Consider the following 23514-nt stretch of genomic DNA (forward strand, 5'->3'; position numbering starts at 1 on the left):
CATCCGGACAGCGGGAGCGCATGAAGCGCTCCCACAGCCGTCACGCTTTTTTACCCTGTGGAGGGTTCTGGTAAACAAAACGCTTTTCCTGGGTTTCCAGATGTTTCTTTTCAATCATGAACGCCAATACCATAAGTCCTGCAAACAGTGCGGCGAACACGTAAAGGAAGGGGCTGATAACGCCTTCAAAGACAGCGCCGTAGAAAAGCGCGCCGAGGCCGCCGCCGATAATCGGTCCGGCAATAGGAATCCAGGAATATCCCCATTCCGAGGACCCTTTCCCTTTGATCGGAAGCAGCGCATGCATCAATCTTGGACCGAAGTCACGGGCAGGATTGATGGCGTACCCTGTAGTGCCGCCGAGCGAGAGACCAATCGCCACGATGAGCAGACCGACGATCATCGGGTTCAGGCCTTCCGTGAACTGATTCGCGCCGATGAAGAGAATCCCGAGTACGAGGACGAATGTTCCCAGTACTTCGCTGAACACGTTCGACGGGGTATGGCGGATCGCCGGTCCTGTCGCAAAAACGCCCAGCTTGGCTCCAGGGTCTTCTGTCGCGTTGAAATGCGCCGAATACTGGAAAAAGATAAGTGCGGCACCAATCATCGCTCCAACAACCTGACCGATAATGTAGACCGGTACCTGTGACCAGGCAAAGTCACCATAAAGGGCAAGTCCAACGGTTACGGCCGGATTAATGTGTGCGCCGCTGATGTTACCAACTGCATAAATCGCCATGGCTACCCCAAGACCCCACCCGACTGTGATAACAATCCACCCACCAGCATTTGCCTTTGATTCACGAAGGACAACCCCAGCGACGACACCTGCACCAAAAATAATCAGAATCATGGTACCAATGACTTCTCCCCAGAACGGCGACATTTCCCATCTCCTCCTTGATTGAATTTGGATACAAAAAAAGCCCAATGAAATTAACCCATACCAGTATCGTAATCGGATGAGTAAATATTCATTGGGCTCCTTGTCTCCATGAATAAATTATTAACTTGTCTTTATTAAACCACCATATGAAAGCGTTGTCAACGATTTTTTATAATTCGTTATTTTCCCACAATTCTTTTCTGGACGTTGTGACTGCGGCAGCACCGCAGGCAAGCGCCCGGCGGACTTCTTCCGGATCGCGGATCAATCCACCGGCAATCACCGGCGTATTCGACTGTTCAATCACTTCCTCAATAATGTGGGGAATGATCCCGGGAAGGACTTCTATACAATCCGGCTGAATCTGTTTCATCATCTGGTAGCTCGACTCAAGCGCCTGCGAATCGAGGATAAACAGCCGCTGGATCGTGATAAGATCATGTTTTTTTGCCGTCAACAGCACGTTGCGTCTCGTAGAAATCAACCCATGCGGTTTAATATCCTGCGAGAGGAACTGGGCGCCGAATTCGTCGCTTTTCAATCCCTGCACGAGATCTGCGTGCAGCAGCACTTTTTTGTTTTCTTTTTTCAGCATTCGGACAAGGCTTTTCAACTGGCCGATATGTGTGTTCAGCAGAACGACAAATTCACTGTTATTTTTCACGGCCTTATCGATATCTTTTAAGTCTCTTACGGCCGGTAGAATACTCGTGTTGAACATCCCGGTTCCCCCTTAGGATTGATGAAAGGCATAGGCAGTCATACTCCGCCACTTTTCATCAGGATGAAGCAGAATCTGCTCCGTTTCATTCGGCACGTGCTGGGTTTCCAGACACACCGCTGCATATGGGCGGGGCTCCCGGCCGTTAACAGTAACGCCGTCTCCCCCTCCCATCTGATTCGCCGTATACACGACGACTGCAGGCTGGTCCGTCCGGACGCTCATCGACACCTGATTCTCCGGATTATAGAGAACAGCCGCAGGGTTCCCATCCTGGAGTACGAACGGGTGATCGATACCGCCGCCGGCCATCTGCACCTGCGCATGCGTTTGATCAAATGCATCGCCCATCTTTTTCTTCTCGCGGAAATCAAACAATGGATCCTCGTCGAGATGCTCATAGTAAGCAGGAATCGATCCTTCTTTCAACACCCCGTACGAATGCGCATGAAGCTGGAACTGCATGTTTTCTACTGAAGTGGATCCAAGACAGAAGTAGGCGTGGTTGGTCAAATTCAGCGGCGTCACGGAATCGGTTTCGGCATCATAAAAGATCTGCAGTTCATTATCCGCAGTTAGGTGGTAGGTCACCGTCACGTCCACATTCCCTGGATACCCGTCTTCTCCATCTGGACTGTGCAGACGGCAGATAACCGAGCTGCCCTCGGTTTCGATATCGAAAAAGGAATGGGCAAACCCTTTTTCTCCGCCATGCAGGTGGTTTTTCCCGTCATTTGCAGCAAGCTCGTATGTCTTTTCATCCAGTTCAAAAGCGGCGCCTTCCGTCCGTCCTGCTGTCCGCCCGATGACAGCACCGAGGTAGCCGGGATTTTCTACGTACGTGTGCAGGTCGTCAAAGCGGAGCACCATGTTCTCTTCCACTCCCGGCAGGTAAACACCTGTTACCACGGCGCCGAAGTTCAGCACCGTCAGCGTCATACCGGCGTCATTCTTCACAGTAAACTCTTCTAATTCGGATACTTGGATTTGCTTCGTCAATGGTAGGCTCCTCTCCTGAATAATAGGTTATCAACAGCTGTCCTCCGGTGTCTGCAAGGCCCTCTGCCCAGCTTTTCGGCCGCCGGAAGACACAGACATTCCAGCGGCCGAAAGAACGGGACTTCAAGATTGATAAACCGCTCTCTGCGGTTTATCAGCAGTCGTACTGCACTTCGTACAAGTCCGGTCGCCGGTCGCGCCACTGGGTGACGTTGCCGGATTTCCGCGATCGGCGAAGCAGCTCGAGATCCACATCGCCGACAACCACCGTTTCAATATTCGGATTACATTCCCCGACGATGCCGTCACGCGGAAAAGCAAAGTCAGAAGGAGTGAAAATACCGGACTGGGCATACTGGATGTCCATATTTTCCACGTGGGTCATGTTGCCGACCGTTCCGGCAATCATCGTGTATACCTGGTTCTCAATGGCGCGGGCCTGGGCACAGTAGCGCACGCGCAGGTATCCCTGGCGGTCGTCGGTACAGAACGGCGTGAAAATGATGTTTGCTCCTTTTTCTGTAGCTATCCGTCCAAGTTCAGGGAATTCCATGTCGTAGCAGATCTGTATCGCAATTCGTCCACAGTCCGTGTCGAACACCTCAACACGGTCCCCTCCCTGGATGCCCCAGAATTTTTTCTCGTTCGGCGTAATGTGAATTTTGTACTGACGTTCAATGGTTCCATCGCGACGGAAAAGATAAGCGATATTATAAATATCTCCTTCTTCTTCAACAAAATGGGAGCCGCCGATAATATTCACATTGTACTTGATTGCCAGGTCAGTGAATAGACTGATGTAGTCATCGGTAAAATCAGTCAGCCTTCTAATCGCTCTCGATGGACTTTTTTCATCGATAAAAGAAAGAAGCTGCGTGGTGAAAATCTCCGGAAAAACAACGAAATCAGACTGATAGCTCGCACCGACATTGGCATAATATTCACACTGCTGCGCGAATTCATCGAACGAGTCGATTTTTTTCATCATATACTGAATCGCACAGATCCGGACAGGAAACGCTGTTTTGAAATGCCGCTTTGTCGTCGGACGATAATCTACGTTATTCCATTCCATCAGCGTAGCGTATTTCATGGAGGCGGTGTCATCCGATAGATAATTACGGTTAATCCGCTTCAGCGTAAAACCGTTCATGATCTGAAAAGTGAGAACGGGATCAAAAATATTATGGTTGGTCACTTCTTCTACATACTGGCGTGGGGCCATCTCTTCTGAATAACGCCGGTAGTTCGGTATACGGCCGCCGATGATGATCGATTTTAGATTCCGCTCCCGCGCGAGTTCTTTCCTCGCTTCGTACAAACGTCTGCCGATCTTCATCCGGCGGTAGTCCGGATGAACAGCAACCTCAATGCCGTACAGGTTATACCCTTCCGGATCATGGTTGGTGATGTATCCTTCATCGGTAATTTCGTCCCACGTATGCTGATCATCATACTCATCAAAATTGATCATCAGGCTGGAACACGAACCGACGATTTCTCCGTCGAGTTCCACGCAGAACTGTCCTTCCGGGAAAATCTCCAGGTGACTGATCAAATGCTGCTTCGTCCAGGGTTCCATATTGGGGAAACTGCGCATGGAGAGCGCAATAATATCGTCTATATCCCTGTATTCAATGTTTCGAACAATAATTTTCTTTTCGTATTTCGACATATCCGATGATGTCATGTAGGTCACTCCTCTCCTGACTGCTTCATTCTATCATAACGCTCAGGAGCAGCAAACGCACGACCATTCTGCGGCCGGGCCCAACCGGCATGGAACCGCTCGTCAGCTGAACGTGACGTAGCTGCAGGCAGAGGAGATGAAGTAGTTCTCCTGCAGGGAGCTCCAGAAGGAGAACCAGGGGCGCCTCGTTCCTCCGTAAAGCAGGCAGTGCGGCACCTTGACATGACGGGTGCCACCATCTGTTCTATCAACCAAAAGCGTGGGGCGCCTTTTTTGGTCGGAACGGCGGATGCCGCATGCTTGGTGAGGGAAGAAAGGTATTTTCGCACTTCCCAGGCAGCGCGCAACCCGATCTTCCCCGCTGAGCACCTATACGTTCTTAACAGCTGAAAAATCCTCTCTTTCGCGGATTCAGCTGAAGAGAGGATGACGATCTGGTATGCGGTGCGGCGAAAGGGCTTTTCTGCTGGTAACAGTCAAAACGTGCATGTCCTGTCTCTGCCGAAGCGAAACGAAGCCTCTGCCTGTTCCTGGAGACGAGGTATGCAGCAGGTCTGCTGTGCGGAGAACAATAGCAGCCGTCTTCCGGCCCGCATATTAAAGCGGACAGGAGCCGTTTTCCCCTTCTTTTACCGGAATGGGTGTCTTACGATGTAGCGCTCTCCAGCGAAATGTGCACATCGAGACTGCCGATCGATGATTTCATCGGAACGGTGATGAAGGTTTTAGAGGAATGAAAGCGGGAGCTTCCTTCGTTTACGACAGGCGGCGTTACGTCGATGATACAGGATTCTTTCGACAATTCGGTTGCCGTAGACCCGGCCACCCAGTTTCCGAACTCCTGTATCGCGCTCCAGCCCATATCGTCCATCTCCTTCACTTCCATCCCGCCCATCATGGTTCCTACGATGTTTTTCGCCGTTCCATTATTTACAGAACAGATAATCTGGCCGGTCAGTTCGCCACTGACACCGAGGACGACCGACACATCATTGGAAGGCACAGCTGATTTCCCAGTATAGGGCTTGTCCGGTTCTACATCGACTTTAAAATGATCTACCATGATGTTTCTCGCTGCTCTGCATACTGCATTGATGTGTGCTGCTTTCATGACCTTCTCACTCCTGCTCTACTTAGTCGTCTGATGACGCATGTCGTACCACTGCTCTCTGGCCATGGCTTCAATCTGTGGTTCCAGTGCCTTCTGTTTATGCTGAATGACCGCAGAGAAGTGTCTGCCGGCCTCTTCCTTGTCACCTTCCTGTCGGTACAGTTCTCCCAGCAGATAGCGCAGCGTCATTTCCGACATCTCTCTGTCTTGGAAATCGCCATTATACAGGGACTGCTCGTACATGCGGCATGCGCGCCTGCGGAAGCGATCCTGATCGTTCTCTTTCTCCATTGTCCGGTACAGCCAGGATAATTTTAACGCGAGGCCTGCCTGGACAACGTATTTTTGTTCTGTTAATTCTGCGGTAAGCAGAGCTAGTTTCAAGGCCGATGCTGCCTGATCATAGCTGCGCTTCCCGCCTAAAGACCTGGGGTTCCAGGCGGCTGTGACTTTTTCGGCAAATCGTTCCCGGTGATCTGCATGAAATCCAAGATGAAAACTGTCCATATAGGCACACCCGCATGCATCACACACGTTCACCTCATAAAGCAGCGGATTGTGAGCAGGATCTTTATACGTTTTATAAAAATCATTCGCACTCGATTCCACTCGAATAAAACGGCTTCTCAGTTTCAGCGTCGTGTATACATTGCTGCACATAGGACATGTGATGGTTTTTTCATACAAAGGAGGGATATCTTTTGACATGGTTTACCCCTTTCTATGTACAGATTCATAACTATACCTAGTATAAAGGACTTAACTGAGGAAGAAAAGCTTTTCTTCTCTTTCTGCTTCTTTTTTCAGTGTCGGAAGCTGCGAAGAACTGGTGCTATACGTTCATCCTTTGCCAGTCGTCGTGTAGGCGTCATTCCATTTCGCAAGAAAATGATTGAACACAAAACTAGAACAACCGAGGCTTTTGTGGATTAGTGTTCGCTGGGTTCGATTCGGGTAGATACGGAATTTGTCGGCTTTGTGAACGACCCGCCTAAACATCATAAAAACAGCGCGCCAGAAGAAGGTTCTTCTGACGCGCTGGGAGCTGCAAAAGCTTGATTTATTAACGGCTGCCCTTCGTATAAGGCTGGTTGAGAGCCTTTGGAGGCTCTGCTTTACCAACAAATCCGGCAAGGGCCAGAATGGTAAGCACATACGGCAGAATCAGGAAGAATACCTGCGGAATATTCTGCAGACCCGGCAGCTGCTGTGCCGAGGTGCTTAATGCCATCGCGAAACCGAAGAATATCGCTGCCCCCATTGCACCGAACGGGGTCCATTTCCCGAATATCAAGGCAGCAAGTGCCATGAATCCCTGTCCGACAATCGTACCGGAAGCAAAGTTACCGGCAATCGTAACAGCATAGACGGAGCCGCCGGCACCAGCGAAGGCACCACTGAGCATCACGCCGATATAGCGCATACGCTGCACCTTGATCCCCATCGTGTCTGCAGCCATAGGATGCTCCCCGACGGCACGCAGCCGGAGACCGAATGGTGTTTTGAACACGACGTACCAAACTACTGCAATGATAAATAAAGCAATATAGGAGGTGACGTAAATCCGGGAAAAGAACAAGTCTCCAATTACCGGTATATCACTCAACAATGGAACATTCGTACGGAAAATACGTGTATTGATGGTATCGGTCTGGCCTCTGTCAAAAATCTCTCTGACAATAAAGACGGTCAACCCGAGGGCCAGGAAGTTCAGCGCAACACCACTGACAATCTGGTCCGCACGGAAAGAGATCGAGGCGACCGCATGGAATAACGCGAAAATCGCGGAAATGAGAACGGCAAAGAGTATGCCCATCCATGGGGACAAGGCACCGAATCCGAACGATTCGAACATAAGCGTGCCGACAATCCCGCCGAACGCCCCCATCACCATCAAACCTTCAAGCCCGATGTTAACGACACCCGAACGTTCACTGAACAAACCACCCATGGCTGTCAGCATTAAAGGAGTAGCGGCGATCAGTCCTGCCGGGACAATGATATATAGTATCTGCAGAACAACATCCATTTACTTCTCCTCCTTTTTGCTGAACATACGGCCAAGAGCCCAGCGGATAATATAGCCGGAGGCAACGAAGAAGATAATCAGCGCAATGATAATTTCTACAAGCTCAGGTGCTACTCCTGCACCTGCCTGCATCATGTTGGCCCCCTGCTGCAGACCACCAAAGAGGAAGGCAGCCAGGAAAATACCAAGAGACGTACTTGCTCCAAGCAGGGCAACGGCAATACCGTCGAAGCCGATGTTCGTAAAGGACGGAAGAATATTCGCGTACTGGTATGTACCGAGACCAACCATCGCACCACCAACGCCGGCGAATGCACCGGAAATCGACATACTTGCAACGATATTTCCTTTGACGTTCATGCCTGCATACAAAGAAGCATTTTTGTTATAACCTACCGAACGGAGCTCAAATCCCCGCTTCGTCTTCCATAAAATGAACCACATGACAATACAGGCACCGATAGCAATGAAGAATCCCCAGTGCAGGCGCGAGAACTGCGTCAGCTCTGACAGGAACTGCGATTCCAGGGACGCACTTGGATTGATGAATCCTGTACGCTGTCCGGACTCTAACAGCTGCCCGCGGATGATGGAGTTAACGACATGCATCGCAATATAGTTCATCATGATCGTGACGATAACTTCGTGTACTTCAAACTTGGCTTTCAGGATACCCGGTACGAATCCCCACAGCGCTCCGGCCAGAGCACCGGCAGCAATCGCCAGCGGGAGGTGGATAATCATCGGTACATCAATAATGAGGCCGACAAACACCGATGTGAACCAGCCGACAATCAGCTGTCCCTCCACCCCGATATTCAATAGGCCTGTCCGGAATGCAAAAGCAACCGCCAGTCCGGAGAAAATGAGTGGAGTCATCCGCATTAATGTTTCACCGAAGTCATATGGTTCTCCGACAACTCCGGAAATCAGAGCTGCATACCCCTGTATAGGATCGTTTCCGCTGAAGAGCATGATAACCGCTCCGGCAAGAAACGCAAGAAAAATCGCAATTAACGGAATCAGGATGTTCATTAAACGTCCTCTGATCATATCACTCATGTCGCTGGTTCACCTTCTTCCTTTTTACCGCCGGCCATGAGAAGACCGAGCTCCTGCTCGTTCGTTTCGGAAGCTTCTACAATATCTACGATTTCTCCTTCGTAGATCACGGCAATGCGGTCACTGACGTTCAGTACCTCTTCCAACTCGAGCGAAACGAGGAGAATCCCCCGTCCTTTATCCCGCTCTTCAATCAGCTTTTTGTGGATGAATTCGATAGCCCCTACGTCCAGCCCTCTTGTCGGCTGTGCCGCAATCAGGAGTTTCGGGGACCGGTCCACTTCCCGGGCGATGATCGCTTTCTGCTGATTTCCGCCGGAAAGCGCACGCGCCATCGTCTTCTCATGCGGCGTCCGGACGTCAAACTCCTCGATCAGTTCTTTCGCCTTCTCGTATATCGTGTTATAGTTCAAGATTCCATTTTTCGTGAAAGGATGCTCATAGTACGTCTGTAGGAGCATGTTCTCTCCTATCGTAAAATCAAGGACCAGGCCATGCTTATGTCGGTCCTGCGGAATATGGCCGACACCCGTTTGTGTGACGCGGCGAGGCTTAAAGGAAGTAGTATTTTCCCCACTGATATGGATCGTTCCCTTTTTCGCCTGGCGCAGACCGGTAAGAGCCTCTACCAGCTCTGTCTGACCGTTTCCGTCCACCCCGGCTACCCCGACAATTTCCCCTTCGCGCACGTCGAGATTCAACCCCTCGACGGCATCGACGCCACGGGAATCCTCTACGTATAGATCTTTAATGGAGAGCACCGTTTCTTTCGGCTGGTACGGCTCTTTCTCTACTTCAAAACTGACTTCCCGACCGACCATCATTTCAGCCAGGCTCGTTTCCGTGGAGTCAGCCACATCCACAGTACCGATACCAACACCCCGGCGGATGACCGTACAGCGGTCACAAACTTCCAGAATTTCCTTCAGCTTATGTGTAATAAGAATGATGGACTTCCCTTCTCCAATCAAGTTGTTCATGATCTGGATCAGCTCTTTGATTTCCGGAGGCGTTAACGCCCCTGTCGGCTCGTCAAAAATCAGAATGTCTGCACCACGGTAGAGTGTTTTTAAAATTTCGGCACGCTGCTGCATGCCTACTGAAATATCTTCAATTTTCGCTTTCGGATCCACTCGCAGGCCATATCGGTCGGAAATCTCTTTGACGTCTTTTTCTGCCTTCTTTAAATTAATCGTGCCTGCACCCGCGGTTGGTTCACTTCCGAGAATGATGTTCTCCGTTACTGTGAAGTTCTGCACCAGCATAAAATGCTGATGGACCATGCCGATCCCGAGGCGGTTTGCTACGTTCGGATCGGTGATGCTGACATCTTCTCCTCGGACCCGGATCTGTCCGGCTTCCGGCTGATACAGACCGAACAAGACGTTCATTAATGTAGATTTACCGGCACCGTTCTCACCCAGCAGTGCATGAATTTCGCCTTGTTTAACCTGCAGCGTGATATTATCATTCGCAACGATGCCCGGGAACTCTTTGCGGATATTATTCATCTCAATTACGTACTCATGATCCACAATTAACAACTCCTCTTTAATGTCCCATTTCTGCACTAACCTACACATATCAAACAAATTAGTGTCGATTGATGTTGTAATATGTCGAACAGAAGGGCATAGAGATACAAACAAAGGCTAGTTCAAGACTAGCCTTTGTTTGTTCTATCTCAAATCCGGCTTACTCCATCGTTTCGTCGAACTGCTCGTATTCATCTTCAGTTTCTGGTACGTCGATTTCACCGTCCAGAATCATCTGCTCGAGCTCTTCAACTAGATCCAGCGCTTCGTCAGTTACGTTCTCGTCTGATTCAGCAATGCCGACACCATCGTCTTCAAGACCCAATTCTACCGTTTCCCCGCCTGGGAATTCACCGTTCATTGTTTCTTCAGAAATGTTGTATACTGCTGAGTCCACCCGCTTGACCATGGATGTCAGAATGACGTTGCCTTCAGACCATTCACCTTCTGTGAGTGCCTGATCCTGGTCGACACCGATCGCCCAGACTTCTTCTCCGCTTTCGTTTCGGTCAATCGCTTCTGTGAACAGGCCGTTACCCGTTCCGCCCGCAGCGTGATAAATGATATCCGCTCCGCCGGAATACATCGTATCCGCGATGTTCTGCCCGGTTGAAGCGTCGTTGAAGTCCTGCGCGTACTGGGATACGATTTCTACATCCGGATCTACGAACTCGACTCCGGCTTTAAATCCATATTCGAACTTTTGGATCAGCGGGCTTTCCACACCGCCAAGGAAGCCAACTTCGCCGGATTCACTCTGCAGTGCTGCAATCGCACCGACGAGGAAAGAGCCTTCGTGTTCACCGAATGTGATCGAAGCCAGGTTATCAATCGGGTTGCCGTCGTCGTCTGTTACGACTTCGTCTACGATTGCGAAGTTTTGATCTGGATTCTGCTGCGCCACATCGCGGATATCATCTGCCATCAGGAAGCCGATAGCAAAAGTAAGGTCCGTGCCTTCACGTGCAAGCTGCTGCAGGTTCGGAAGATAGTCTGCCGCGTCTCCGGACTGGATGTAGTCTACGTCTGCTTCCGGATAGTCTTCACCGAATTCTGTCAGTCCTGCCCATGCGGATTCGTTGAAGGAACGGTCGTCAACGCCGCCGACGTCCGTAACCATTTTAGAAGAAAATCCTTCGCCGTCGCCGGAAGCTTCCCCGCCGTCGTTGTTATCGTCGTTGTTGTCATTATTGTTGTTCATGTTGTTGTCGTCGTTGTTCATGTCATTGTTCATGTCGTCGTCATTGTCCATGTTGTCGTTGTTGTCAACATTGTCAGCAGCGTTGTTATTGCCGTTGTTGTCTGCACCGTTGTTGTTGATGTTGGTGGTGTTGTCATTGTTGTCTCCACACGCAGCCAGCATCACCCCTGCTGTAATTACCGATGACAAAAGAACTTTTTGACTTCTTTTCATGTGAACATCCCCCTAGTAAATTAAAATTATCCGGCTCTTATGTATACATAGGTATGCGGACATAAGAACTCTGACACCATTATGCCATACAACGAATAAAATTATAATCTTAAAAACGCCTTCAAACAATAACTATTTCACTCGTTTGATGTCTGACCTCTTTTAAGATGTCATTTTGACAGCGTTTTCTTGACTTGCCTTCAATATACCATGTCCTTATCAAAGAATAAATAGCTTTTTGGACTTTTTTTCACACGGCATTGAAAATAAGTCCTCGCAAACCGGGTCTGGCAGCTTTTTATGTTCACATAGGACCCACGCACCAATTTCTGAATATTTCGTGAAGAGGCTTTTTGGCGTTCCTCTGCATGTTAAAATAATGAATTATAGTAACCGTGTTTATTAGGAGGGAGTCTGGATGAAACGAACCGCAATGATATGCGATGATTCTCCATTATTCCGTAAAGATATGAGGCACTTCCTGCACGAAGCCGGCTTCCAGCGTGTGCTGGAAGCTTCCGACGGGTACGAGGCTGCCGCGCTGTTTAAGCAGGAACATCCTGATGTCGTGTTTATGGACATTATTATGCCAAAGCTGGACGGCATCTCCGCCCTGAAAAAAATTGCCCCGCATAAGGGAAGCGCATATATTATTATGACCTCTTCCTGTTCAGAAAAATCGCATCTCCGCAGAGCTCTCCACCTCGGGGCAGATACGTTTATCCAAAAACCCCTGCAGCAAGAAAAAACAACGGAGGTGCTCCATCAGGCACCGTGCTTCCAGTCTGTCCAGCTGCAGTAAACGACCGAACGCACAGAGCTGATTACTAAAAAAGCTGCGATAAAAGTTCGATACAGAAGACCCTCCCCTTTTTTGGGTGAGGGTCTTCTGTATCCAGCGGGGGAATTGGTTGAGATCCATCGCCTGAGGTCAGCCAGAGGCGGGGCCGCCGGCTCGATGCTCGCGTCCAGTCGTTCCGTGCGGCAGAGACGGAGGCTTCCCGCCTTTCTGTGATTCCTTCGCTCTGCACGAATCGTGGGTCATTCTGATACGCCGGCCGGCACTTCTTTCTCCAGGAAAAAGACAAGCAGGACAGCCGCTGCACCGGCAGTGATTTTCGCTGTCATCATGGGAACAGCCATGCCGGGTTCCAACGCAGCGGTAAAACCGAGGTGACCTCCGAGAACAAACGCACCGCTCACTGCGAAAGCAGCGTTCATTACCTTCCCCTTCCGGCTCAATTCAGAGAACCGTTTAAATACCGGAATGCAGTGGGCCAGCTGCGTACTGAGGCCGATCCACGTTTCGGGCTCTTTTCCTCCCAACCGGTTAATCAAAGGCACGGCAAGCCGCTTCAAGAGAGAGACCGCTGGAAATGCTCCCGCAAGCACAAGAACGATCGATCCGACAATCGCCATCACCTCCGGAAAAGGTGTGAAGGCGTCAGACAGCTGCAGTGGAGTGATCTCCTGCAGCGCCGTTGCAGCCAGCAGCAGCATCGTCAACATCAAAATGCCGGCTCCTGCGGCCTGAAAAAGCTTCACCCCCACCCGCGGGAAAAACAGCAGCAGCAGTACAACTACCGCCGTCAGTACCAGCACCGGAATCAGCTGTCTGATTACAAACGCAAGCGGCATCCCTGCCATTACTCCTCCAAGCAGCGCTCCGGCAGGCACAGGAACCAGGCCGTACAGAACACCTTTGTTAAACAGCAGCAGATCCTTACCGTGAATAAACCCGAGCGCCACCGGAACAGTGAATACAAACAAGGGACCGAGCATCGTAGCAAGGATGATACCGGAGAAAAGAGCAGCCTCCTCCGTTTCAGCAAGCTCGGCAGCAAGTGGATAACCACCCATGTCGACGGCTAAAAACATTCCAGGAAAAACGGAAGGATCCGCTCCCAGAAGCGTAAAAAGTGGAACGAGAAAAGGCCGCATCAGTTCTGCAAGAACAGGAGCAGCGGAAATCATGCCGATCATGACAAAAGCGAGCGGTCCCATTGTCTGAAACCCCTCGTCGACAGCACTTCCCAGTCCGAAACGGTCTCCTGCCGCTTTGTCGACGAGACCGAGAATGAAACAGCCTGTTAATATGTAAATAATGACATCAGCCAACCTGCTCCTCCTTCCTGCACGTGAGCTTAGCTGCACCAGCAGTGGATGATGCTTTCCCGCTGCGCCCCTTCTGGTTAAAAGAAGACGCCGAAAAAACGGCTCACGTTAATGACAGAGAGCCTTCCATCCACGAGCGTATGCAGCCGGCATGAAGATAGATCATTCCTATTACTCCAGTTCTTCCAATCCAATAAACAGAAGGGCTTCCAGTTCTTCGTCGCTCAACCGCTCTTTCGCCTTCGCTTCCAGTTCCTTCTGCTCCTCCGCCGTGATGCCGCGTGACAATTGACCGGCTGCTTCCGCAATTTCGCCGGCGGAGAATTTCGAGAGGACGAGCTTGGCCGCCTCGTCTCTCGTCTGTACAGGCAGCTCTTCTTTTACGGGGTGATTTTCCTCTCCCCATGCTTCCATCAGCCTGCCGAATTCAGGGTGGTTTCTCAGTTCGGCTGCCCCCTGTTCCAGCTCTGCGCCGAACGTTCCTTCCATCAGCCTGTCAGCTGCGTATGATGTTCCGTATTGATAGGCTGCCCATCCTCCTCCAGCGAGGAGAACGGAGGAGACCACTAGTATCATCAACCATTTTTTCACTATGCTTTCCGCCTTTACTTTTTCTTATAGATTCCTTGTAATTAAAATTCCGTTCATATTTCTTACGGACGCCGCTGCAGCCCGGCAGTTTTTCGCACGGAATGCTTTCTGGCAGAACAGCTGCCGTTGCGTTTTCCGGAGCGACTGTGAAAAAAAAAAGCAGGGAAACTATCGTGGACGTCCGCTCGGGCTTCCGCCTGCTTTCTCCACAGCAGGCGGAAGCCAAAGGCCTTTCATCGCAACACGCAATCAGAGCCTTTCTTTTTTATTATACGACGGCTGGAAAAAAACGCAAGTTGTTTTCAGTCACTTATTATTGATATCTGCTCTCATATACGTGAGAACCGCTGGATCGATTTTACGCTCATGCCAGCGTTCTTCAAAGTTCTCTCTCATGAAATACATACGGAGAGCTTCCTGCGTTTCCCTATTCCACGTATCCTGCTTCACTTTTAGAAGTCCGTCCTTCATCAGAAGCAGTTCGACTTCATCGAGGACTTCTCCTTTCAATTCAAGAAGAGAAGAAGGATCCGGTTTGCTGAAATATAGCTTGTGGAGCTCATATAACCGCTTCAGTTCCTCAATCGGCTCTTTATGATCATCGACCCGGAGATCGTACTTCCTATCGTTGTATCCACCGTAGCCTCCGCTCTCCTGGACAACAAACAGAGCAGCAGACTGCTTCCCTCTTGCATCACCACCGGCCTCTTGTGCCGCCTGCAGTGCTGCAGTCAATCTCTCTGCGAGCGGAGCACGGCTGCCTTCGAAGGTTTCCACCATAGCATCAACTGTGTCTCCGCCGGTCAGAATGTTCCCCTGCGCCGTACAGAAACGTCCTTCCCGGTGACCGGCCCACTCATAGCATTCTTCCCCGGTGTACACAGCCGTTTTCCCCTGGCTGTTCATCACGGCAAACTGCCGGAGCGCCGCATCCGGATCGTCCGCAATCAGCTCCTCTATTACTGCTTGCGGCTCACTGCCCTCTTTGAGCATCTGCAGCCCTCTTGGACCAAACGAGGTCTCGGCGTAGGATTGCGTTGCTACGGCGCCGGCTCCTGCTTCTGCCCAGGGGACTACTGCCCCCGCTCCCAGAAATTTGGACTGGACGGCGATTCCCGTTTCTCCTGTGGCCGGGTCGTGCCCGATGATGGAGAACGTCGCTACTTTCGGCTGCTGCATTTTCATGTGATCTACCTCCTTCTGCATTCCATCTTAATCTTCTGACAATAAAGCGTCAACGCTCATGTTTACACGCGCTTCATAAGGGAACGAGACAGATATCACAAACAGAAGGAGTGAGACCATGAAAGTACTCGTGATCGGCGCCAACGGTCAGATTGGCAGCCATATGGTAACGATGCTCGGCCTGAGCCGGGATCACCAAGTGAGAGCCATGGTGAGGAAAGAAGAGCAAAAAGATAAAATGAACGACCTGCATGCCGAAGAAGTCGTGCTTGGTGATCTGGAGCAGGATTTCTCGCATGCACTGGAAGGAGTCGATGCGGTGATCTTCACAGCCGGTTCCGGTGGCCATACAGGAAAGGAGCAGACGGAGATCATCGATAGAAATGCTGCCATTCGTGCTGTAGAACAGGCAGAGAAAGCTGGAGTGCAGCGCTTTATCATGATCAGCACCATGATGGCTGACAAACCGAACGAAGCTCCAGAGAAGGCCCAGCATTATTTCCAGGCAAAACACGATGCGGATGAAGCACTCATCAACAGCAGTCTCAACTACACCATTTTTCGTCCCGGCCCCCTCTCTAATGACGAGGCGCAGGGAACGGTGACCATTCAAAAGAAGATGGACAGCTTCGACGGTTCTATTGCCCGGGAAGATGTGGCCAATGCAGCAGTCAATGCACTCGTGCTGGAAGAAACCTATCATCAGATCCTGGAAATCCATCACGGTTCTACTCCCGTTGGTGAAGCATTGAAGACATTTAGCTGATAAAGTGAACACTGGTTCACGTTAATGAAAGCAAGAACGCATAATAGACAGGCAGAACAGCGTACGGATCCAGTCCGATGCGCTGTTTCTCCATTTCTGCTGTGAAAGACTTCGCCGACGAACCGACGAAGGGGGATGTATTTCTTTTTTCGCCTGTTTTTTATATAATGAAGAAAAGGCATTTTGAAGGAGGAAATAACGGATGTCTATGTTAAAAGATATGACCAGCGAACAGCGGCGCGATTCAATTATCACGTTTGTGCTGATTGGTATTGCTGTTGTAATCGGCATTGTCGTCGGCAGAAACGAAGAATGGTTCTCTCCTGCCAACTTTAGTGCTGGTTATATGGCTGGTTCACTCCTTTCTGTTATTCTGCTGTTTGCGGTATACCGCTCGATTGCGTTTGTTGTAAATCTGTTACGCGGCGGGCAGACCAAATCAGACCAGCGCTGAACGTAAGCGGCTCTCTTCCTCGTGCAGAAAGTCCCCCGCTGCTGAATTAGATACGGCAGCCAGTTAATTTAGAGCAAGCTGGAACAACAAATAAGGAGAACAAAAGCAAAAAGCGCCTGTTGATCGGAACGGCGTGCCTCGTCGCTGCAGGCTTTCCAGCGAAGAACAGGTTCTTCGTTTTCCCGCGCAGCGGACGATGCCGCCGTCTCCTTGTATGAAAACGCATACATCCCTTGCCTCTAAGAAAAAACGCTTCCGATAATCCTTAATGGATCGTCGGAAGCGTTTTATTTGCAGATCCTCTTTCCTTTTTTACCGGCATGCTGGTGAAACGCAAATGTGCATTCAGAAACTGAAATCCCTGTACTGCTTCAATCGTCCCCCGCGTCCGTTTCTTCTTCCTGCGGATTCCCCCGGTTTTATATTGGCCTGGTCGTTCCGGCTGAAGGGATTTTTTCATACTCATCAAGAACGTACGCCCGCTGAAGTGGGTGGATCGGTCCACGAGACAGCGCCTGCCGTGGAGAACTTTGACGGAGAAAGACATTAAAAGCGGATCGACGCCCGGATCAACAGTGGCCAGGTTTCTTTCCCGACCACTCCGTCGACTGCCGCTGAAGCCTGTTGCTGAAAGCTCCGGACGGCCTGTTCGGTTTCTTTTCCGAACACGCCGTCGGCTCCATACAACGGCAAAACGCTTCCTGCATGCAGCAGCCGCTCCTGGAGGGCGCGCACTCGAAGATTGGATCCACCCTTCCGAAGTGTTGGAAAGAGTTCTCGTCTCCAGCTGCGTGCATGCACGCCTGGACAGGCCGTCTGCTGACCTGGGTGATCCCTGTGTCCTTGAAACGCCTGCTCAGAAAGACGGTGCACGGCACACTTTTCAGCAGCCAGGTCGAGGGCTGACGCTTTTTGGGAGACCGTGAAGCTGCCGCTTCCGACAAGACAGATGCCGATGTTTCCGGTATTCCGGTTTTTCGTGTGATAACTGATCGTCCAGTCGTCCCAGCATACTTCCACGGTCCCGTCCCGGCGAATGACGTAATGATAGCCGATGCCCGGCCAGCCGAGGTGGTCCACATGGTAAGCTGCAAATGCGGCAGCATTTCCTCTTTTCGTTGCACTGTGGTGGAGCGTCACCATCCGTACGTTCGTTGTTTTGCGGTACAATCGTTTTCCGACCGGCAGACGTCCGATCATGTTATTGATTTTCATGAATAACACCTCCCCTGTGATGTACAGCCGTGCCGCTGTAAGAGGGGAGGTGTGTTCTTCTTTCAAACAGAAGTCATGCTTTCTGCGCAGTGCAGACAGCCCTCGACGGGGAACGCAGTCTGAACTCTTTAATCCTCCCGTTCGCCGATCAAATCGTTGATTTCGTTTTTATACAAGTCAGATTTCCCACCGAACACCGCCTGGATATTTTTATTGTACTTCATGACACCTGCTGCTCCGAGCGCTTTGAGCTGTGGCTCGTCAATATCTTCAGGCTCTTTCACGGTTACCCGCAGGCGTGTAAAGCACGCATCTACGTATTCGATGTTTTCTTCTCCTCCGAGGGCGTGAAGAATATAGCCAGCTGTTTCCTGGTAGCTGCCTTTCGCAGCTGCCGGCTTTTCTTTTCCATCTTCCTCTCCCTCTTCTGCTTTCTTTTCATTATAATCTGCCCGGGTAAAGAGCTTGGCTTCCTGTCCTCCCCGGCCCGGCGTGGCAATGTCCCATTTTTTAATGACAAACGAGAACAAGTAGTAATAGATCACGAAGAACACGGCGCCCATGACCAGGTTCATCCACCAATTGTTGGTGCCTGGAAGAGCATTGACGAGGATGAAGTCAATGAAACCGGAGCCGCCGGCCCATCCTAAATTAACATCGAGCATGAACGCGACAGCAAAGCTGACCCCTGCCAGGAGCGAGTGAATCACAAACAACAGCGGCGCAACAAACAAGAATGTGAATTCAATCGGTTCTGTAATCCCGGTAAGAAACGCAGTACCCGCTGCTGCAATGAGCATCCCCTTAACTACTGGTCGATTTTTCTTATCAGCTGCACGGTACATCGCCAGTGCTGCGCCGAGAAGACCAAACATAATGACAGGAAATTTCCCGGCCATGAAGCGGCCGGCCGTGACATCTACGCCTTCGGCAACTTGAGCGAGAAAGATATACTGATCCCCCTGGACGAGCTGTCCGCCGACTTCCTGCGTCCCGCCGAGGCCGGACCAGAGAAATGGAGCATACCAGATATGATGAAGTCCAGTCGGAATTAGAACACGCTCCAGAAAACCGTAAAGACCAATGTACAACGGGTTCGTTGCATCGGAGGCAATTACCTGTGCGGTTGCATCAATCCCGGTTTGAATCGGAGGCCAGACAAACATGACCAAAAAGGCCAGGCCGATAGAGACAAAGACCATCACGATACCGACAGACCGGTCTCCGGCGAAGAAACCTAGTACCTCCGGTGGCTGAAACCGCTTGAATTTTTTATGAACCCAGACAGCGACCAGACCGACCACAATACCACCGAGCACGCCGGTCTCCAGCGTCGGTATGCCGACTGCCATTCCATATTCACCGGATTCCTCTGCCATTTCAGGCGTGATTCCGAGAGCAAGAGAAATCGTGTTGTTCATGATAATGTACCCGAGAAGCGCGGCAAGCGCGGCAATACCCGACCCACCGGATAAGCCGATGGCAACTCCGAGGGCGAAAATGATAGGCAGGTTGTCAAAAATACTTAATCCGATCGTACTCATGCTGGAACCGACTGCCTGAAAAAAGTCGGTCTGCAGAAACGCGATGTAGTCGGCAAGCGGTCCGGTCAGTGCTGCTCCGATCCCGAGCAGAATCCCGGCCGCTGGCAGCAGCGCCACAGGCACCATCAGCGATTTACCAAACTTCTGCAGACTGGCAAAACTAAACATGGATGTTCCTCCTTCGTGTTGTTAATAAAGCGTTTTCCTTAAAAAGGATAAAAGAGTGTCCATGGCCGCCGCTGTCGAACAGCGTAACGACCTGGACAAACGCTAACGGGACGTGCTCTCAGCAGCTGTACATGCTCGTGCAGGAAATCAGCGTAGCTCCGGCCAGTAGCCTTCGTTCGCTTCAATGAGATCATCCAGAACGGCACGCGCTGTCGGCGCATCGACAACTGTCCTGTTCAGCGTCAGGGCCTGCAGCAGTTTGTTGTAGCTGTTCTCGTAATAACCATCGACGACCAATTGCTCGAACGCGAGCTGCCCTTCCATCAGTCCTTTGTTGAACCGGGGAATCTCCCCTACAGCAAATGGCTTCGGGCCGTCACTCGACAGAGCCGCAGGGACTTCGACCATCGCATCGGACGGCATATTCGAAATAATGCCGTTGTTTTCGACAATAACGATGAAAGTGTCGCGGGTATTGTAGGCAAGGGACGCAGCCACACGAATCATGTAGCATCCGTGGATATCTACTTCCAGATCCGCGCCTTCCGTCGTCTGGTTGGCCGTAAGGGTGTCACTCAGCTCGTGTACCCGCTTCTCCCGGCCGTTGATGACTTGTCTGGCACGTGTATTGCTGATATCTTCTTTCGCGGTCATATCCCCTGGATAAAGATAGTACTGCAGGTACGTGTTCGGTAGATAATCAGGGAAATCATGCAGCATTGTCTCCACTTGTTTGAATGTCTTGATCCAGGAAGGATCGTTGACGATTTCTGAATCTTCCGGAAGGAACCCTTCCTTTGTAATCGCATTCTTGATGTCATCGGTCAGGCGGTTTCCTTCTTTATCAAAAATATCCGTAAACCAGCCGAAGTGGTTCAGCCCGAAATACTCCGGAACGAGATCCCAGATTTCTTTGCCTAAAATCTTGGCATAGCTCACCATGATCGCTGCCGGCATGTCGCAGATATTCAGGATTTTTGTATCCTCCGGAAATTCTCTCCTCAGCGCCTCCGCCACAATCGCTGCTGGATTCGTATAATTCAAAATCCAGGCGTCCGGAGCATAGTGGCGGATGTCATTGACGACCTCAATCATGTCTCCGATGGAACGAAGTCCATAGGCCATGCCGCCGGGTCCGCAGGTTTCCTGTCCTACAACCCCGTGCCGGAGCGGAATCTGTTCATCCTTCTCCCTCATCGCAAGCCCGCCTGTCCGGATCTGGACGAAGGCGAAATCCATATTTGTGAACGCCTCCTCTTTATCCGTGGTGTAGTGGAAAGATTCCAGCTCCGGGTATTTGTCTTTAAGGATGACTTCTGCCGCTTTCGCGATCTTTTCCTGACGTTCAGCACTCGTATCGTAAAACGTGATCGATTTCAGTGGAAAATGTGCTTTTTCTTCAATCAGACTCATGATCATCCCGATGGTATAGGTGCTGCCGCCACCGACAACAACCAGACGCTGTTTTTTCATGGTGGACCTCCTGTAATTTGTATTTCATTTGTATTTAATAAGACGATACAAATATAATACAAATAAATCGCCTAGTCAACCGTCCATTTCTTCAGTAAAATAAAATTGAAAGGAGGGTCCTTGTCATGATGCCTGACCCGGCTGCACCAAGGTACCGGCAGATTGCCGCGGAAATGAAAGAGGAAATAAATAAAGGAATCTGGAAAGAAGGGGAAGCCGTCCCGACCGAAGCCCAGCTCTCCAAACGGTTCGGCGCGAGCCGGGTAACGATCCGGCAGGCGATCAAGCTGCTTGTCCAGGAAGAGCTGCTCTATAAAATTCAGGGAAGCGGTACATATGTAAAGGAAAACAAATTTGAACACGATATTTTCGCCCTGCAGGGATTTACAGAAGAGATGGAAGCGTTAAATAAGGAAACCACCAACAAAGTACTCGATTTTCAACTTCTGGTGCCTGATGAAAGAATCCGGCAGATCCTCGGTCTGGAAGAGCACTCGAGGGCCTTCTTTATCCGCCGGCAGCGCCTCGTGGACAAGCAGCCCCTCGTTGTGGAAGAAACGTATCTTCCCCTCGATCTTTTTCCAGAGCTGACGTATGACATCATGGAGGGATCGAAATACGCCTATATTGAACAGGTACGCCGAATGAAGATTAAAGAAAGTTTTCAGGAAGTGATCCCAATTCTTCCCGAACCGGAGATGCAGGAGTTGTTGGGGATGAAGGAGCAGAAGCCGATTCTTACCGTCCATCTGTTCTCCAGGCTGCACGATGATACGGTTTTTGAATATACAGAAGCTTATTTCAAAAGCGAGGAATACAAGTTTACGATTCTCGCAGGCAGGCATCAGCGTCAGTAATTTCCCAAACTAATCCCTCCCCTCCCTTGAGATACCTGTTTGAGTATAGTATAGTTGGTTACTGGTTCGTTCAAGACAATAATCATACTTAAAACAAATTCAATGGACTTTAGGAGAGGTGACCCTGTTGAAAAAACTAACGATAGTCTTCTGGACAGCCCTTGGCATCCTGCTTTTCTTCATTTTATTCGGCGGGATTTTCCCCGAAACATTTGAAGCTTGGACTGGAGCTGCTACTGGCTTTATCTCCAGTACCATGGGTTGGTACTACCTGCTCGTCGTTACCGGTTTCGTTATTGTCAGCGGCTATATTGTCGTTAGCCCCTACGGTAAAATTAAGCTCGGTAAACCTGACGACAAACCGGAGTACAGCTACCTGACATGGTTTGCCATGCTCTTTAGCGCCGGTATGGGAATTGGCCTTGTATTCTGGGGTGCAGCAGAACCGACGCAGCACTACATGGTGGATTCTCCTACGGCGGATGTAGGATCGGACGACGCCATCATGGAAGCCATGCGTTTTTCCTTTTTCCACTGGGGAATTCATGCATGGGCCATTTACGCTGTCGTAGCAATGTCCCTTGCGTACTTTAAGTTCCGTAAGAATGCGCCGGGGCTGATCTCCGGAACACTTCAGCCGGTACTCGGAAAGTATTCGAAAGGAACCGGTGCCAATGTGGTGGATATTATTGCCGTCACCGCAACGGTTGTCGGTGTTGCAGGTACACTCGGGTTCGGTGCCGTTCAAATTAACGGCGGCCTGGATTTCATGCTCGGGATCGGCAACAATTTTTTCAATCAATTTCTCATTATTGTTGGTGTCACGATTCTCTTTATGATTTCTGCCTACACCGGACTGAACCGCGGCATTAAAATCTTGTCTAATGTCAACATGGTCCTTGCCGCTGCTCTGTTGTTTTTCATTTTCGTATTCGGTCCGACCTTGTTCAACTTGAACTTGTTCACCAATACGATTGGTGCCTACATTCAGCAGCTGCCGAGCATGAGCTTCCGTATCGCTCCGTTCGATGAAGATGAACGCGCGTGGATTGACGGATGGACGATTTTCTACTGGGCATGGTGGATGTCCTGGGCACCGTTTGTCGGGTCCTTTATTGCCCGCGTGTCGAAAGGAAGAACCCTACGGGAATTCGTTCTCGGCGTCACGCTTGTTCCTTCCGTCGTTGGCTTTCTCTGGTTCTCTATGTTCGGTGGTTCTGCGATGTTCCTCGAACAGCAGGGGACAGCCTCGATATCTGAGCTGGCTCCAGAAGAAGCCTTGTTCGCCGTATTCGCAAACTATCCGCTCGGTTCCGTCATGAGCGTGATCGCGATTACGCTGATTTGTACGTTCTTTATCACATCAGCTGACTCTGGTACCTACATTCTCGGTATGCAGACGACGAATGGCTCGCTGACACCGCCGAACTCAGTGAAGCTGATTTGGGGGGCAATGCTATCCTCCACTTCCGCCATCCTTCTATTTACCGGCGGACTGCAGGGGCTGGAAAACGCCATGATTATGGCAGCCTTGCCATTCTCGATGATCATGATACTCATGACCGTATCCTTGTTAAAAGAATTACGCGTCGAGAAACGAATCTTGGATTACGAAGCAAATAAGAAGAAAAAGTAATCCGAAGAAAATGACGATCGAATCACACTTCCGTCAACAGGAAAAGGCGTGGCCCTCTAA

At 50.5% G+C, this 23514-nt stretch carries 22 protein-coding genes and 1 pseudogene; 5 read left to right on the plus strand and 18 right to left on the minus strand.

What is annotated here, in order from left to right:
• Window positions 1–40: 40 nt before the first annotated feature.
• The 12 genes and pseudogenes from G477_RS0112810 to G477_RS0112860 all read right to left on the minus strand — a co-directional run bounded on the left by G477_RS0112810 (window position 41) and on the right by G477_RS0112860 (window position 11450).
• A complete protein-coding gene (locus tag G477_RS0112810) occupies window positions 41–889 on the minus strand; it encodes an MIP/aquaporin family protein (protein WP_026698286.1) in 849 nt (282 codons plus the stop codon).
• A gap of 169 nt (window positions 890–1058) precedes the next feature.
• Entirely contained in the window at window positions 1059–1610 is a 552-nt protein-coding gene (locus G477_RS0112815; protein ID WP_026698287.1) for a glycerol-3-phosphate responsive antiterminator, read from the minus strand.
• Between the two features lie 12 nt (window positions 1611–1622).
• Window positions 1623–2609 (minus strand): aldose epimerase family protein, encoded by a 987-nt coding sequence (locus G477_RS0112820; protein ID WP_026698288.1) that lies wholly within the window; start codon window positions 2607–2609, stop codon window positions 1623–1625.
• 154 nt (window positions 2610–2763) lie between these two features.
• The gene (locus tag G477_RS0112825) at window positions 2764–4299 is read right to left on the minus strand and encodes a bifunctional GNAT family N-acetyltransferase/carbon-nitrogen hydrolase family protein (RefSeq protein WP_026698289.1); all 1536 of its coding nucleotides are present in this window, start codon (window positions 4297–4299) and stop codon (window positions 2764–2766) included.
• Between the two features lie 102 nt (window positions 4300–4401).
• Window positions 4402–4554 carry a hypothetical protein gene (locus G477_RS21240; RefSeq protein ID WP_156897352.1) on the minus strand — a complete coding sequence of 51 codons (153 nt, stop codon included), beginning with the start codon at window positions 4552–4554 and terminating at the stop codon, window positions 4402–4404.
• Between the two features lie 391 nt (window positions 4555–4945).
• Window positions 4946–5410, minus strand: coding sequence for a chemotaxis protein CheX (locus tag G477_RS0112830; RefSeq protein WP_026698290.1), 465 nt, complete (start codon window positions 5408–5410; stop codon window positions 4946–4948).
• 18 nt (window positions 5411–5428) lie between these two features.
• Window positions 5429–6118 carry a DUF2225 domain-containing protein gene (locus G477_RS0112835; protein ID WP_026698291.1) on the minus strand — a complete coding sequence of 230 codons (690 nt, stop codon included), beginning with the start codon at window positions 6116–6118 and terminating at the stop codon, window positions 5429–5431.
• 135 nt (window positions 6119–6253) lie between these two features.
• Window positions 6254–6409, minus strand: a pseudogene (locus tag G477_RS20985) (helix-turn-helix domain-containing protein); the annotation flags it as partial.
• A 64-nt stretch (window positions 6410–6473) separates the two neighbouring features.
• Window positions 6474–7439 carry an ABC transporter permease gene (locus G477_RS0112845; RefSeq protein ID WP_026698293.1) on the minus strand — a complete coding sequence of 322 codons (966 nt, stop codon included), beginning with the start codon at window positions 7437–7439 and terminating at the stop codon, window positions 6474–6476.
• Complete coding sequence (locus tag G477_RS0112850) at window positions 7440–8492, minus strand: ABC transporter permease (protein ID WP_035212025.1); 1053 nt, start codon at window positions 8490–8492, stop codon at window positions 7440–7442.
• A gap of 5 nt (window positions 8493–8497) precedes the next feature.
• Window positions 8498–10012, minus strand: a complete 1515-nt coding sequence (locus G477_RS0112855) for an ATP-binding cassette domain-containing protein (RefSeq protein ID WP_035212026.1) — start codon at window positions 10010–10012, stop codon at window positions 8498–8500.
• A gap of 184 nt (window positions 10013–10196) precedes the next feature.
• Window positions 10197–11450: a BMP family lipoprotein gene (locus G477_RS0112860; RefSeq protein WP_026698296.1), complete on the minus strand. Its 1254-nt coding sequence runs from the start codon at window positions 11448–11450 to the stop codon at window positions 10197–10199.
• Window positions 11451–11868: 418 nt separating this feature from the next.
• On the opposite strand from G477_RS0112860, the gene G477_RS0112865 reads away from it, so the two are divergent.
• Complete coding sequence (locus G477_RS0112865) at window positions 11869–12252, plus strand: response regulator (RefSeq protein WP_026698297.1); 384 nt, start codon at window positions 11869–11871, stop codon at window positions 12250–12252.
• A 239-nt stretch (window positions 12253–12491) separates the two neighbouring features.
• Here the strand turns inward: G477_RS0112865 and eutH are convergent, their stop codons facing one another.
• The 3 genes from eutH to G477_RS0112885 all read right to left on the minus strand — a co-directional run bounded on the left by eutH (window position 12492) and on the right by G477_RS0112885 (window position 15341).
• Window positions 12492–13568, minus strand: coding sequence for an ethanolamine utilization protein EutH (gene eutH, locus G477_RS0112870; RefSeq protein ID WP_026698298.1), 1077 nt, complete (start codon window positions 13566–13568; stop codon window positions 12492–12494).
• A gap of 168 nt (window positions 13569–13736) precedes the next feature.
• Complete coding sequence (locus tag G477_RS20590) at window positions 13737–14156, minus strand: hypothetical protein (RefSeq protein WP_051288012.1); 420 nt, start codon at window positions 14154–14156, stop codon at window positions 13737–13739.
• 306 nt (window positions 14157–14462) lie between these two features.
• On the minus strand, window positions 14463–15341 hold the full coding sequence (locus G477_RS0112885; protein ID WP_026698300.1) for a DUF1028 domain-containing protein: 879 nt from the start codon (window positions 15339–15341) through the stop codon (window positions 14463–14465).
• A 118-nt stretch (window positions 15342–15459) separates the two neighbouring features.
• On the opposite strand from G477_RS0112885, the gene G477_RS0112890 reads away from it, so the two are divergent.
• A complete protein-coding gene (locus tag G477_RS0112890) occupies window positions 15460–16107 on the plus strand; it encodes an SDR family oxidoreductase (RefSeq protein WP_026698301.1) in 648 nt (215 codons plus the stop codon).
• Between the two features lie 202 nt (window positions 16108–16309).
• The gene (locus tag G477_RS19630) at window positions 16310–16561 is read left to right on the plus strand and encodes a hypothetical protein (protein WP_051288014.1); all 252 of its coding nucleotides are present in this window, start codon (window positions 16310–16312) and stop codon (window positions 16559–16561) included.
• Window positions 16562–17107: 546 nt separating this feature from the next.
• Here the strand turns inward: G477_RS19630 and G477_RS21565 are convergent.
• The 3 genes from G477_RS21565 to G477_RS0112920 form a co-directional block, all read right to left on the minus strand.
• Window positions 17108–17776 (minus strand): peptidoglycan recognition protein family protein, encoded by a 669-nt coding sequence (locus G477_RS21565; protein WP_051288016.1) that lies wholly within the window; start codon window positions 17774–17776, stop codon window positions 17108–17110.
• 128 nt (window positions 17777–17904) lie between these two features.
• Window positions 17905–19488: a PTS transporter subunit EIIC gene (locus G477_RS0112915; protein ID WP_026698303.1), complete on the minus strand. Its 1584-nt coding sequence runs from the start codon at window positions 19486–19488 to the stop codon at window positions 17905–17907.
• A gap of 147 nt (window positions 19489–19635) precedes the next feature.
• Window positions 19636–20961: a 6-phospho-alpha-glucosidase gene (locus G477_RS0112920; RefSeq protein WP_026698304.1), complete on the minus strand. Its 1326-nt coding sequence runs from the start codon at window positions 20959–20961 to the stop codon at window positions 19636–19638.
• A gap of 125 nt (window positions 20962–21086) precedes the next feature.
• Between G477_RS0112920 and G477_RS0112925 the strand changes: the two genes are divergently transcribed.
• Complete coding sequence (locus G477_RS0112925; protein ID WP_245575519.1) at window positions 21087–21818, plus strand: UTRA domain-containing protein; 732 nt, start codon at window positions 21087–21089, stop codon at window positions 21816–21818.
• Window positions 21819–21945: 127 nt separating this feature from the next.
• Window positions 21946–23454, plus strand: a complete 1509-nt coding sequence (locus G477_RS0112930; protein ID WP_026698306.1) for a BCCT family transporter — start codon at window positions 21946–21948, stop codon at window positions 23452–23454.
• Window positions 23455–23514: the final 60 nt, after the last annotated feature.

This window comes from Alkalicoccus chagannorensis DSM 18086, assembly GCF_000429725.1.
GTDB lineage: Bacteria > Bacillota > Bacilli > Bacillales > Salisediminibacteriaceae > Alkalicoccus > Alkalicoccus chagannorensis.